The 1,489-nt window shown below is 68.7% G+C and carries 1 protein-coding gene; it reads right to left on the minus strand.

The features are described 5' to 3' along the window. Positions 1 to 34: 34 nt before the first annotated feature. On the minus strand, positions 35 to 1,399 hold the full coding sequence (locus ABFX54_RS56530) for an IS256 family transposase (protein ID WP_346115599.1): 1,365 nt from the start codon (positions 1,397 to 1,399) through the stop codon (positions 35 to 37). Between the last annotated feature and the right edge of the window lie 90 nt (positions 1,400 to 1,489).

Consider the following 1,489-nt stretch of genomic DNA (forward strand, 5'->3'; position numbering starts at 1 on the left):
AAAGGCTCGACGAGGTAGGTGCCGTGGGTGGATCTTAGGCGGCTTCGGTGGCGGGTGCCAAGGCCGGTTCGTCGGTCGGGTGGAGCTGGACGGGCGGATGCAGCAGGGCTCGGCGGAGGTCCTGCAGAATGCGCAGGCCGTTGCTGGTCAGGCTGAAGCCGCGCCAGCCGCGGGCGGCGCGGTCGAGTACGGCCCACACGAGTGAAACGCAGCTGGTCTCGCCGGGGAAGCGGCCGATGACCTTGACGCACCGGCGAGTCTCGCCGAAGGTGCGTTCGATGAAGTTGGAGTGCCGCACGCGCTTGTGGTGCTCGATCGGGAAGCGCAGGTAGGTGGTCAGGCTTTGGCGGTCGGTGAGCAGGCATTTGACCGCTGCCGGATACCGGCCGGCCCACGTGTCGGCAAAGGCGTCGATGCGCCGCTGCACCCAGTCCACGAGCTGCTGGCCGACCTTGACGTCGTCGCCGAGGTCGCCGAGGTCGCCGAGGTCGAAGATCTGCCAGTAGGCGGCCTTCACCTCGGCCTGGTCGCCGGTGCTGACCTTGGCCAGCACGTTTCGGGCGCGATGCACGAGACACCTTTGGCGCAGCGAGGGTGCGAAGACCTGCTCGGCGGCGCTGATCAGGCCGGGCGCGCCGTCGGAGACGATGAGCAGCGGAGGGCGCAGGCCGCGAACGAGGAGGTCGGTGAGGAAATCGTGCCAGGCGTCTGTGGACTCCGATCCGGCGGCGGCCAGGCCGACGAAGACGGGCTTGCCTGCGGTAGTGATGCCCCAGGCGGCCAGGATCGGCTCGGCCCGCTGCCCGTCGTGCATCTTGAAGTGCGAGGCGTCCAAGAACAGGTAGTCCAGCTCGATGCTGGTCAGGTCACGGCGGCACCAGGCGTCGTACTCGGCGACGATGGCCTGGCAGATCGTGGAGACCGTCGACTTGGACAGGGCGGCCTCGGGGCCGAGCGCGTCAGCCAGCGCCCCTTCGACGTCACGGACGGACAGGCCGCGCACGAACGAGGCGATGACCAGCGTCTCCAGCGCGTGAGTGCGGGTGACACCGGTGCCGAACAGGCGGGAGGCGAACTTCTCGGTGGTGCCGCGCAGCTTGGGCCGGGCAATGGTGATCGGCCCGCTGGTGGTCTTAACGGTGGTCGGGCAGTGCCCGTTGCGGTAGCCCGGCCGCACCGAGGGCTCCTCATCGCCGCCGGTTGTGGTGACGGTGGCGGCCCGCTGGTAGCGGGCGCGGCCGAGGAAGGCGTCCACCTCGGCTTCGACGGCGGTCTGGATGATCAGGCGGGCGCCGAGCCGGGCGACGTCCTCGATCACCTCGACCAGGTCACGGCCTTCGGTGAACAGGGCATCGATCTCGGCACGGATGGCTTGAACGGGCGGTAGTGTGCGTGCCACGAGCGTAGGTCCTTGCGTTGTGCGAACTTTGGACGGTTCAGCACGGCAACCTACGCTCGTTCACTTTTACACCGCACCTCGGACGCGACC

This window comes from Nonomuraea maheshkhaliensis (assembly GCF_039529435.1).
GTDB classification, from domain to species: domain Bacteria; phylum Actinomycetota; class Actinomycetes; order Streptosporangiales; family Streptosporangiaceae; genus Nonomuraea; species Nonomuraea maheshkhaliensis.